Source organism: Streptacidiphilus pinicola, assembly GCF_003258295.1.
Taxonomy (GTDB): Bacteria; Actinomycetota; Actinomycetes; order Streptomycetales; family Streptomycetaceae; genus Streptacidiphilus; species Streptacidiphilus pinicola.
Map to the genome: position 1 here is coordinate 196,916 of NZ_QKYN01000037.1, position 11,151 is coordinate 208,066.

The following is an 11,151-nucleotide window of genomic DNA, read 5'->3' on the forward strand; positions in this document are numbered from 1 at the left end:
TTCCCGCTTCCGGCTTCCCCCGACTCCGGTCAGCCCACCCGCCTGCGCGCGGCGACCTTCCGCGCCTGCGCGGTCTCCCTGGCACAGCCGACCGCATGGGAGAGAACGGTGACCGGGTGCTGCCGCACCGCTATACGCAGCTCCTGCACGGTTTCCCGCAGCCGCCCGAACTCGGCGATGTCCTCCTCCGCCCACCGGGCGCGCTGCAGCGCCTGCCCCGGCTCGGGGAACCGCGCCCGGTACTCCGCGGTCTTGCTCTGGGCGAAGTCGGCAAGCGCGTTGTCCGCCTCGTCCAACTCACGCTGGAGTTGGACGAGATCGTCCGGGGCGGGAAGAGCGTCGGGCATATGACAGAGCTTACGAATTCGACCCGGCGGCGTCACTAGGCGACCACCGGGTGACACTTCGTCACATCCACTAGTAATACTGGGAGTTGGCGGGCCGAACCGCCATCGGCCACCCACCCGATCACGGAACGCTTCCATCCTATCGCCTTGCGTCACCCGCCGTGGCCACTTCCCGCAGCCGCTCCACCACAGCCCCGTCGCGGCGCGGTCGCCGCTCAGCCGCCGCTCAGCGCCGCGTCGCAGTCGAGGCAGCGGCGGCTGTGGTACTCCGGCGGGTACCAGGGCGCGCCCGTGTCGGCCGGGGTGTAGGGCTCGGGTTCCAGCTCGTCCACGGGCTGGCCGCAGAGGGTGTGCGCCGAGGGGTCGGTGGCCGTGACCGGCGCGGCGTGCACCGCGCGGACCCGCGCGCCGATGTCGGCCTCGCCCACGTCGGCGTCCACCACCTCCGTGGCGGGTTCCAGCTCCAGCAGCACCGCGATCGCACCCACCCCTCGATCCTGCGCCGCCCCGCCGCCGCGCGCATCCGCAGGCGTCCGCGCGGCGCCGGGTGAGCCGTCCCGGGCGTCGGACCCGGCGGGTGCGGCGCCGGACGACTACCGTGATCACGCGGGCTCTCGCGGGACCCGCGGGACGCGGACCGGGATTACAGTCCGCGGGACGCGGACCGGGATTCCGGTCCGAAGCTGGGTACAGGAGGACCATGTACGACACGACAACGGCCCGCCGGGGCTACGGCATCTCCGCGAACACGCTGTTCGCGCGCACCATGACCTTCGTCGCGGGCACGGCCGGCCTCTTCGCCCTCGGCGCCTACGTCGGCCGCAACCTCGCCCACGCCGCGGGTCTGATCGCCTTCGTCGGGGCCTTCGTCTGCCTGATGGCGATGCGCTTCGCCGCCGCGCGCTCCCGCGAGGCGACCGTGGCCCTGCTGGGCGCCTTCGGCCTGCTCATGAGCGTGGCGGTCTCCCCCACCCTGGTCTACTACGCCACCGCCGACCCGCAGGCGCTGTGGCAGGCCGGCGGCGCGACCGCGCTGTTCATCGCGGCCCTGGGCTCCATCGGCTACGCCACCAACCGGGACCTGTCGGGGCTGGCCCGGATGAGCTTCTGGGCGCTGCTGGCCCTGCTGCTCTTCGGCATCGTGGCGATCTTCGTGCGGATCCCGCACAGCTCGCTCATCTACAGCGTGGTGGGCCTGGTGATCTTCGCCGGGTTCACCCTCTTCGACTTCCAGCGGCTGCGCCGCTCCCAGGACGTCGAGTCCGCGCCGCTGCTGGCCGCGTCCATCTTCCTGGACATCCTCAACGTGTTCCTGTTCTTCCTGAGCATCTTCGGCGGCCGACGCGACTGATCACGCGGCACCGCGCAGGGATAATCGACGGGTGAGCCCCGAGACGACCGAGATCCCCCGAGCCGACGCGACGCGCGCCCGGCTGCTGGACGCGGCCATCGCCGCCTTCGCCGAGAAGGGCTTCCGCGGCACCACGACGCGCGACATCGCCGCGGCGGCGGGCATGAGCCCGGCCGCGCTCTACGTGCACCACAAGTCCAAGGAGGAACTGCTCTTCCTCATCTCCAAGGCCGGGCACGAGGCCACCCTGCAGCTGGTCCTGGACGCGATCGGCCCCGCCGGGGACGCGCCGGACGCCGCGCTGCGGCGGGTGATCCACGACTTCGCCGTGAGCCACGCCCGTGGCCAGACCACCGCGCGGATCGTCAACTACGAGCTGGCCTCGCTCACCCCCGAGCACCTGGCGGAGATCCGCGGCATCCGCCACCGGATCGAGGACGAGATCCGCGAGCTCGTCGAACGCGGCGTCACGGCGAACGTGTTCGACACGCCCGACCCCCGCATGGCCTCGGTCGCGCTGCTCTCCCTCGGCATCGACATCGCCCGCTGGTACCGCGACGGGGGCCGCTGGACACCCGAGGACGTCGCGGCCCAGTACGCCGACATGGCCCTGCGCATCGTCGGCGCGCACTGACCCTCAGTAGGGCTCGCGCACGGAGAAGAGCTCCAGGTGCCCGCAGCGCGTGCACCGGTAGGCGTCGATCTGCAGACGCTTGCGGCCCATCCTCTTGGCACCGCCGAAGGGCCCGCGCTCGATCGCCCCGGCGACCCAGCGGGTGTCGCCGGATCCGCGGGGATCGTCGATGAAGCCCGGTTCGAGCTCCTGGGCGCCGCAGTGGGTGCACCGCTTCTCGTCGTCGGTCATGGCCGGGCAGTGTAGCGAGCGCCGGGTGAAGGGGGACGCCGGACGGAGCACCTGCTGTCGCGGGCCGGTCGGAGTGAGCGTGTAATCAAAAAGGCGCGCTCCGATTCCGGGTCAGGCCCGGGCGAGCTGGAGAGGACCCCTGATGCCCCGCACCGAGCGACACCCTTCCCCGCGTACCGTGGCCGCGGCCGCCGCGCTCGTCCTGGTCGCCGGAGCGGTGGGCGGGCTGAGCGCCTGTTCGAGCTCGGCCACGGGCAATTTCTCCGGCAGTGTGACCACCACGCAGCCGCCGACCGCCGGGAACTTCTCGGGCAGCGGGCCCTCGGCCCTGGAGTCGCTGGCGTCGGCCGGGCAGGGTGCCGCCTCGTCCGCGGCGGCGTCCGTTCAGGCGCAGGCGTCCGCGTTCGCGTCCTCCGTCGCGGCCGAGTCCGCGCGGACGAAGGCCGCGTACCAGGCCGCTCTCCAGCCCGTCTCCGGACGCGGCAACGCCGTTGGAGAGGTGTTCCTCACCGGCCTGCCGAAGGCGCAGACCGGCGGGCTGCACGCGGCCGTCGTCAACATCACCAACCACAGCGGCGCGACGTCCTCCTACGCCGTACAGGTCGACTGGACCGACACTTCCGGCCACGTGGTCGACAGCGACGTCGTCGGGACCGAGCACCTCGCCCCGGGGGCGAAGGCCACGCCGGTGGCGTTCACCACGAAGGACGCGGACCTGACCCTTGTCCCCGTCGTGGCCAAGGCACAACGCTTCTGACCGCGCTTCTGACCGGCGCGCCCGGCCGGCGCGCCTGATCCCGCCGTCACCCGCACGACGGAGGGCCGAGGGGAGGAACGCGAGTGGCGCAGCGGTCGGTCCGACGGGTGCCCCAGCGGAGCCGCCCGGTGCGGCCCGCCCGGGACAGGGCCGTCGCACCGACGCCGGCCGCCACCCCGGGCAACGGGCTCGTGCCGCACGGGCTGCAGGTGATCGCGGGCTGGTGCTGGCGCCTGCTGGTGCTGGGGGCGACGATCTATGTGCTGTTCAAACTGCTGGCGCGGTTCCAGCCGGTCGCGGTCGCGGTCTTCCTCGGGCTGGTGATCGCGGCGCTGCTGCGTCCGCTGGCGGACCGTCTGAGCCGGGTGATGAAGCGGCCCCTGGCCGTCGTCTGCGCCTATGTCCTGTGCATCGTGCTGATCGCGGGCGGCTTCGCCCTGACGGGCTATCTGGTCGCGGGCGAGTCCGGCCACGTCACGCACCAGTTCGACACCGGGATCGCCCGGCTGGAGACCTGGTTGGAAGGCTCGCCCTTCCACATGCGGCCGGGCGCGCTGACGGGTCTGCAGCACAAGGTCACCTCGTTCATCTCCTCGCACCGCTCCACGCTGATCCAGAGCGCGCTGAGCGGCGCCACGCAGCTGGTCGAGGCGCTGACCGTGATCGCGCTGGGCCTGTTCTGCTCGGTGTTCTTCGTCCACTCCGGGGAGCGGATGTGGGGCTGGAGCCGGGACCAGATCCCGGTGGACGCGCGCGGCCGGTGGGACCGGGCGGGCCGGGCGGCGTGGCGGGCGTTCGCCGGGTACATCCGCGGCATCATCCTGGTGGCCGGGACCAACGCGATCCTGGTCGGGATTGCGCTGTTCGTGCTGCGGGTGCCCTTCGCCGTCCCGCTGGCCGTGCTGGAGTTCCTGGCGGCGTTCGTGCCGCTGATCGGCTCCCCCTTCGCGCTCGCGGTGGCGAGCGTGGTGGCCCTGGCGGCGCGCGGGCCGGTGACGGCCTTGATCGTGCTGGCCCTCATCGTGGTGATCGGCCAGCTCGAGGGCCATCTGCTGCACCCGCTCATCATGAGCTGGGCGGTCCGGCTCCACCCGGTGGTCGTGGCCATCTCCGTCATCGCGGGAACGATCGCCCTGGGCTTCGTGGGCGCTGTCGTGGCCGTCCCCTTCGTCTCCGTCGCCTGGGCGGTGATCCAGGCGGTACGCGCCCCGGAACCGGCGGCGGAATCCCGCAGCCCGTGACCCCAGCGGTCAGGTGTTGCGGCGGGCGGACTCGTTCTCCTGGGCCAGCCGCCGCAGCGCCAGCAGCGCCGGTTCCAGCAGGACGGTCAGCAGCAGGGCGCGTTCGGCCTGCTCCAGCGGGTCCGCGCGCGGGTCGAGCTGGTCGAGGTCGAGGACGGCGGTCCGCTCGGCCAGCTCGGCGTAGCCGAGCAGCGAGGCGTGGTCGAGTTCCGCGCCGAGTGACCGCAGGGTCTCCAGGGTCTCGCCGAGCACGGCCCGGGCGGGGGCGTGCTCGGAGACGTTCCACCCGAGTTCGCCGATCAGGGCTTCCACCTCCCCTTCGGGCGGGTCCTCCGGCGCTGCCTCGTCGCCGACGGGTCGGGCTCCGAGCACCAGCCCGAGGACCTGGTGCAGCTCCCCCGCGCGGGCGGCCACCGCGCCGAGAACGTCCCGGGTGGCGCTCACGCTCAGGCCGCGCACGCCGATCAGCGCGCGCACCAGACGGAGTCGGCGCAGGTGGCCCTCGTCGTACTCGGCCTGGGTGGCGGCGGTGGCCCGGCCGGGCGGCAGCAGTCCCTCGCGCAGGTAGTACTTGATGGTCGGGGTCGGGATCCCGCTGCGGCGGCTCAGTTCGGAGATGCGCACGGCCACCTTCCTTTCCTCTGCTCCTCGGTTCCACTGGCAATTGGATACCATCACTGTCTAATATAGATAGTGCCACTATCCAGTATCGTGCGTTGCCGCCACGAGGAGCGCCAGCCATGCCCACGTTGCCCTGGATCACCCCGAACCCCGCCACTCCCGGCACCCCGGCGGTCGTCATGGCCTCCCGGTTCGAAGTCCGCTCCCTGACCGACGTCCCGCGCTTCTTCGCGAGATCCCTCGCGATCTGGCGCCAACTGCGCACCGCGCCCGGCGCGTTGGGCGCCTCGCTGATCGCCCGGCCGCTTCGGCGCACCTTCTACACCCTCTCCGCCTGGGAGAGCCGCGAGGCGCTGAACGCCTTCGCCGCCGCCGAACCCCACCGCAGCACCATGACCGGCCTGCGCGCCACCATGCGGGAGTCCACCTTCACCTTCTGGGACGTCCCCACCGAGCAGCTCCCGATCACCTGGCCCGACGCCCACGCCCACATCGACGCCGAGCGCGCCCGGCAGCCCGCCTGACCTGCTCCTGAACGCAGCCGGCCCCGGCCCGGCGGGAGGCCGGGGCGGGGCCGCTGACGGAGCGTGGGCGACGGGGTCAGCCGTCGGTCTCCGAGGAGGGGAGGTAGGCGCCGGGGACCTGGTTGGGGGCGTAGATCTTGGTCTCGCCCGGGTACGGGGTGGTCCAGTTGTGGGTCTGGTACCAGACGAGGTGGTTCATCTGCGCCGGGTTGGCGTAGTCCGGGACCGCGTTCGGGCCGGTCAGGTGCTGCTGGGACTTCCAGGTGTCCCACTGGGCCGCCAGCGCGGACTCCGCCGGGGGCACCGCGACGGCCGAGGGAACCAGGGACGCCTTCGGGTCCTGCGGGGCCGGGTTGTCGACGCCGCACGGGGGCGGGGTGGACAGGCCGCCGGTGAGCGAGGTGCGGTTCGGGACCGCGTTGAACGGCGTGTAGTCCGGCTTGCTGGTGAAGGCCGTGGTCATCGGCGTGGCCGCGGTGTCCTTCTGGTTCATCGGGTGGATCCCGAGGATCTGCTCGATGGTGCGGACCATCGTGATCTGGGTGTAGTAACGGTCGTCGACCGTGCCGTGCTGCGCCCAGGGACTGATGATCTGGATCGGGGCACGGTGGCCGTCGACGTGGTCGAGGCCGGCCTGGGAGTCGTCCTCGACGACGAATATCGCCGAGTCCTTCCAGTACTTGCTGTGCGAAATCTCGTCGATGACCTTGCCGGTGGCCAGGTCGTTGTCGGCGACCATGGAGGCCGGGGCGGCCGGGCCGCCGGTGTGGTCGCTGGAGAGCCACAGCATGTTGAGGTTGGCCGGGCCGTTCTTCTCGAAGTCCTGCTTCCAGATCTCGTACCGGTACTGGTCCGGCACGCTCAGGTCGAACTTCGGGTAGCCGGTGACCGAGACGTTGTTGAGCGACGGGATCGGCGAGGTCGAGTCCAGGGTGTAGGCGCTGCCCTGGCCGCTCGCGTCCATCGTCTTGGCGTCGCAGTACAGGTTCTGCCAGCTCGCGCCCGCGGGCTTGGTCAGGAACTGCTGGAACTCCCCGAAGTCGCGCACCGACTTGCCGGCCGCCTGGGCGCCGGTCCACAGGAAGCCGGACTTCTGGTGGCCGAGGGCGTCGTCCTCGGTGTCGTAGCTGCGGGTGTACTCGCCGGCGGAGGACTCGGTGTACTCCGGGTCGTCGGCCTGCATCAGCCAGTTGTGGCCCTCGGCGGAGTTGGTGCCGATGTCGTAGGTGTTGTCGTAGAGGCCGAACTGCGAGGCCAGTGCGTGCTGGTTCGGCGTCACGTTCTCGCCGAACTGGGCCAGCGCCGGGTCGCCGTTGCCCTGCGGCATGTCCCCGAAGAGCTGGTCGTAGGTGCGGTTCTCCTTGACGATCAGGAAGACGTGCTTGATCGTCGACGGGTCGCCGATGCGGGCCGGGACCGCCACGGGCTTGGCGCGGTGCTGGTCGGCCAGGGCGAGCGCGTGGCCGGTCCAGCCGTTCTGCTGGAAGACCTTGGGCGTCTCGTCGTTGCGGATGACGCGGTCGCTGGGGAGCTGGAACTGCGTCAGGCTGGACGTCGTGTCGTGGGTGTTGTGCGCGCCGCTGGCGTCGGGGCGCAGCGCGTCGATGCCGCGGGTGTTGGAGACGACGACGTTGTTGCCGACGGTGGCGATGTCCGTCGGGAAGTAGTCGGTGGGCAGCAGGCCCACGTAGCTGACCGGCTCCTGCGGGCTGGTGTAGCGGTAGACGGCGACGGCGTTGGCCCGGCCGAGGGTCACCAGCAGGTGGCCGTCGTCGGTGAGGGTCACCGCGTCGGGCTCGTAGCCGACCTTGGCCTCCGGCCAGGGCTGGGTGGCGATGGTCTGCACGACCTTGTCGCGCTTGGTGTCGATGACCGACACATCGTTGGAGTTGGTGTCGGTGACGAAGACCGCGCCGTTCTTGGCGTAGACGGTCGTCGGGTGCAGGCCCACCTTGATGGACTTGACGGCGGCGGAGGCGTCGGCGAGGTCGATGACGCTGACCGAGCCGGTGGTGGTGGCGCCGGTGACCGGGCTGGCCGGGACCTGCGTGCCGTAGGAGTTGAGGGTGGACTCGCCGGGCTTGGCGGCGCGCCCGCCCTCGTTGCTGACGTAGAGCTTGCCGCCGACCAGGGCCATGCCGCGCGGCGCGTTGCCGACGGTCCAGCTCTGCTGGATCGCGCCGGTGGCGGCATCGATGGCGACGACCCGGTTCTGGCCGTTGACGGCGCCGTAAACGGTCTTGCCGTCGGCAGAGAAGACGGCCGCGGCGACGAGGGCCTGCTCGCCGTTCTGGGCCGCGATCGGGACGGCGACGGGGTTGCTGAGCGAACCGTCGGGGTTGACGGTGAACTTGGTGTAGCCGTCGGACTGGCCGAGCCACAGCTGGCTGCCGTCGGGCGAGTAGACCGGGGCCTCCTGGCCGACGGCGCCACTGGCGATGTGCAGGTCGTCGACGGAGGCGCTGCCGACGCGCTGCTGCACCTTGCCGGTCTGGAGGTTGACCACGACCAGGGCCGCGTCGCCGTCGGCGACCGTGGCGGCGAGGTGGCCGCCGTCGGGGCTGACCCGGGAGCCCATGATCTTGCCGTCGTTGATGACGAGCCGGGTGCCGTAGGGGTTGATGTACTGGTCGGCGGAGACGACCTCGCCCTTGGCGTAGGTCTGGCCGACCTGCTCGGTGCCGAACTGGCGGGTCTCGGCGACGGCGGTGCCGGTGGCCACCGCGACGGCCGTGATGCATGCCGTCACCAGCGTCGCCTTGCGGCCGACGCGCCGGCCGAGAAGGACGAGGCCCTCACTGTCGGAGCGAGTCTCCTGGACACGCCGGCGGCGCGTTACCTGCATGGAGTCATCCCTTCGGGGAGGTGGGGAGCAACTCGACACTGCCGTCGAACTGCCACAGCGGGTTCGGTGCGTCCCCGGCCGGGGTGTGCACCAGGAAGTAGCCGTTCACTTCTTTCGGACCGTCGCCGTCGGCCTCGATCCGGCCGTTGGAGGCGACGTTGAGCTGGTACACCGCGTTGCCGGTGGCGGAGGTGCCGGGCAGGTGCCAGGTGACGACGCAGCGCCAGTCGTTGCCCGGACCCACCGGGTCGACCTGGCCGTCGCCGCGGTCGCAGGCCGCGCTCGTCCGCAGCTGCGCCTCGGTGACGGCGGGTCGGTTCAGCTGGTCGGTCTGCATCCGGTAGAGGTGGGCGAAGGCGGTGGCGACCGACTGCTGCACCTTGGCCTGGGTGATGCCGGAACCGGTGGACGGCGTGGCGAGGGCGACGGCGCCGAAGGTGAGCGCGAGCAGGGCGGCGAGCGGCAGCACCGCGCCGGTGGCGGCGCGGCGCCCGGGGCCGTCGTCGGTGGCGTTGGTGAAGTCCCGTCGCGCGAACAGGCGGTAGGCCAGCGCGGTGGCGGCGAGCACCCAGGCGAGGCTGACGGCGACGCCGATGAGCAGCTCGTCGAGCTGGGCCGGGCCGGTGAACAGGCCGTTCCAGGAGATGAAGGCGTAGCCGGGCAGCGCGAGCCGCAGCGCGACCGGGAGCGGCAGCATCTGGGCGAGCTGCATGGCGACGGCGGCGAGGGCGGGCAGCAGCAGGCCCATCGGGGAGCGGCCGAGGATGACGGAGCCGAGCAGACCGATGGCGGCGAGCGCGAGGGTGGGGGCGAGCGCGCAGAGCCAGGCGAGCAGCACGCTGCCGGCGGCGTCGGACGGCGTGAGCAGGTGGCCGTCGAGGCCGACCAGCGGCCGGTTCCCGGCCGTCGCGAGCCCGCCGACGACGGCGGCTGCCGCCAGCCCGGCCACCATCGCGACGATGACGGTCAGTCCGGCCAGCGCCTTGGCCCAGAAGATCCGGCGCGGTGAGCGGACGGCGACCAGCAGGTGCCGCCAGGTGCCGAGGCGGTCCTCGGCGGCGAAGACGTCGCCGGCGACCACGGAGACCAGCAGAGGGAGCGCCCAGGAGCCGGCGAAGCCGAGGACCACCAGCGGTCCGGCCCAGCCGGTCGCGTGCATCCAGCGGCCGAAGAGGGTGTCGCTGGGGAGCGTGGCCTGCTGGTTCACGGCGGCGACGAAGAGGCCGGGCGCGGTCCAGCAGACCAGCATCAGCAGTCGGATCCGCCACTGCGAGACGAGCTTGACCAGCTCGAAGCGGTAGGCGCGGGTGACCGGGACGCGCGGCTCCTCGGCGGCGGCGTCGCCGGCGGGCTCGCCGACGGTGGGGTCCGAGACGGCGGGCGCGGTCATCGTGCGGCCTCCTGCTCTTCCTGCTCTTCCTGCTCCTCGGTGAGGGCCAGGAACGCCGCCTCGAGCGGCGAGACGACGGGGGCGACCTCGCGCACCGCGAGGCCCGCCGCGGTCAGCGCGCCCACGAGCCGTTCGAGCGCGGGCACGGCCGCGCGCACCACGAGCGCCTCGGCGCCGCGCCAGGCGGTCGTGTCCGGCAGGGGCTGCACGCCCTCCGTCGCGGCGGCGACGCGGCGGGCGTCGGCGGGGTCCGAGGTCAGCAACCGGTAGTCGAGTGCGCGGGTCTCGGCGGCCAGCTTGCCGATCGGGCCGGAGAAGCGGACACGTCCGGTGGCGAGGATGGTGACCTCGGCGCAGAGCGCCTCCAGGTCGTCCATGCGGTGGCTGGAGAGCACCACGGTGGCGCCGGTGTCGGCGAGCCGGGTCAGCACGCCGTGGACGTGCTTCTTGCCCGCCGGGTCGAGGCCGTTGGCGGGCTCGTCGAGGATCAGCAGCCGCGGCTTGGTCAGCAGCGCCGCGGCCAGCCCGAGGCGCTGCCGCATGCCGAGCGAGAAGCCGCGCGTCCGGTCGTCGGCGACCTCGCTCAGCCCGACCTCGGCGAGCGCCGCGTCGATCCGCGCCGTCTGCTTGTCCTGGCCGCGCAACGAGGCGAGCGCGGACAGGTTCTGACGTGCGGTCAGCGAAGGGTAGAGACCGGGGCCGTCCACGAAGCCGGCCACTCCCGCCGGTGCGGCGAGCGCGCGGCCGACCGGCCGCCCGAGCACCTCCAGGCTGCCGCCGTCCGCGACGGCCAGTCCGAGCAGCATCCCGAGCAGTGTCGTCTTGCCGGCGCCGTTCGGCCCGNNCGACGACGTCGCCGAAGCATTTGGTGATCCCACGAGCCCGTATCGCAGCTTGAGTTTCCATAGCCCCTTCTCACCAACCCATCCGGAAAGGTAGGGGCCGCGGGCCACCACGGTCAGGGGCAGCGGGTTGAACGTCGGCGGAACGTCAGACGACCGATGGCCCGACGTCTACGGGGGGCGCTGACGGCGAGTCAGCGCCGTCGACGGTCGCGAGGGTGCTCGGACGCTCCGTGCACGCATCCTCGCCGGTGGGCGGATCCGTGTCTGCTCAGTGGACACGTGTCTAGTCAATGGCCTCCGGGCTGGCTACGCTGACGCCCACCCCGCCGCTCCGGACCGTCCGCGGCACCCACTCGCTTGGGGCC

11 protein-coding genes and 1 pseudogene are annotated in these 11,151 nt (G+C 72.2%); 5 read left to right on the forward strand and 7 right to left on the reverse strand.

Features of this window, described 5'->3' with window-relative positions; genetic code table 11:
• Window positions 1–29: 29 nt before the first annotated feature.
• Together DN069_RS10245 and DN069_RS10250 are read right to left on the reverse strand one after the other, a co-directional pair.
• A complete protein-coding gene (locus DN069_RS10245) occupies window positions 30–347 on the reverse strand; it encodes a hypothetical protein (protein ID WP_111500570.1) in 318 nt (105 codons plus the stop codon).
• A gap of 215 nt (window positions 348–562) precedes the next feature.
• Window positions 563–835 carry a hypothetical protein gene (locus DN069_RS10250; protein WP_111500571.1) on the reverse strand — a complete coding sequence of 91 codons (273 nt, stop codon included), beginning with the start codon at window positions 833–835 and terminating at the stop codon, window positions 563–565.
• Window positions 836–1,047: 212 nt separating this feature from the next.
• On the opposite strand from DN069_RS10250, the gene DN069_RS10255 reads away from it, so the two are divergent.
• Both DN069_RS10255 and DN069_RS10260 read left to right on the forward strand, forming a co-directional pair.
• The gene (locus tag DN069_RS10255; protein WP_111500572.1) at window positions 1,048–1,698 is read left to right on the forward strand and encodes a Bax inhibitor-1/YccA family protein; all 651 of its coding nucleotides are present in this window, start codon (window positions 1,048–1,050) and stop codon (window positions 1,696–1,698) included.
• Between the two features lie 31 nt (window positions 1,699–1,729).
• Entirely contained in the window at window positions 1,730–2,332 is a 603-nt protein-coding gene (locus DN069_RS10260) for a TetR/AcrR family transcriptional regulator (RefSeq protein WP_111500573.1), read from the forward strand.
• A 3-nt stretch (window positions 2,333–2,335) separates the two neighbouring features.
• On the opposite strand, the gene DN069_RS10265 is transcribed toward DN069_RS10260, so the two are convergent.
• On the reverse strand, window positions 2,336–2,563 hold the full coding sequence (locus tag DN069_RS10265; RefSeq protein ID WP_111500574.1) for a hypothetical protein: 228 nt from the start codon (window positions 2,561–2,563) through the stop codon (window positions 2,336–2,338).
• Window positions 2,564–2,705: 142 nt separating this feature from the next.
• Here DN069_RS10265 and DN069_RS10270 point away from each other — a divergent pair, with 142 nt between their 5' ends.
• Both DN069_RS10270 and DN069_RS10275 read left to right on the forward strand, forming a co-directional pair.
• Entirely contained in the window at window positions 2,706–3,320 is a 615-nt protein-coding gene (locus DN069_RS10270) for a hypothetical protein (RefSeq protein WP_111500575.1), read from the forward strand.
• Between the two features lie 128 nt (window positions 3,321–3,448).
• Window positions 3,449–4,561 (forward strand): AI-2E family transporter, encoded by a 1,113-nt coding sequence (locus DN069_RS10275; protein ID WP_243639059.1) that lies wholly within the window; start codon window positions 3,449–3,451, stop codon window positions 4,559–4,561.
• A 9-nt stretch (window positions 4,562–4,570) separates the two neighbouring features.
• On the opposite strand, the gene DN069_RS10280 is transcribed toward DN069_RS10275, so the two are convergent.
• Window positions 4,571–5,185 carry a MerR family transcriptional regulator gene (locus tag DN069_RS10280; protein WP_111500596.1) on the reverse strand — a complete coding sequence of 205 codons (615 nt, stop codon included), beginning with the start codon at window positions 5,183–5,185 and terminating at the stop codon, window positions 4,571–4,573.
• Between the two features lie 116 nt (window positions 5,186–5,301).
• Between DN069_RS10280 and DN069_RS10285 the strand changes: the two genes are divergently transcribed.
• A complete protein-coding gene (locus DN069_RS10285; protein WP_111500576.1) occupies window positions 5,302–5,706 on the forward strand; it encodes a DUF3291 domain-containing protein in 405 nt (134 codons plus the stop codon).
• A gap of 76 nt (window positions 5,707–5,782) precedes the next feature.
• Here the strand turns inward: DN069_RS10285 and DN069_RS10290 are convergent, their stop codons facing one another.
• The 3 genes and pseudogenes from DN069_RS10290 to DN069_RS10300 all read right to left on the reverse strand — a co-directional run bounded on the left by DN069_RS10290 (window position 5,783) and on the right by DN069_RS10300 (window position 10,847).
• A complete protein-coding gene (locus tag DN069_RS10290) occupies window positions 5,783–8,551 on the reverse strand; it encodes a bifunctional YncE family protein/alkaline phosphatase family protein (RefSeq protein WP_111500577.1) in 2,769 nt (922 codons plus the stop codon).
• Between the two features lie 4 nt (window positions 8,552–8,555).
• Window positions 8,556–9,941 (reverse strand): ABC transporter permease, encoded by a 1,386-nt coding sequence (locus DN069_RS10295; protein WP_111500578.1) that lies wholly within the window; start codon window positions 9,939–9,941, stop codon window positions 8,556–8,558.
• Window positions 9,938–10,847, reverse strand: a pseudogene (locus tag DN069_RS10300) (ABC transporter ATP-binding protein). Before DN069_RS10300 ends, DN069_RS10295 begins: the two are co-directional and overlap by 4 nt.
• Between the last annotated feature and the right edge of the window lie 304 nt (window positions 10,848–11,151).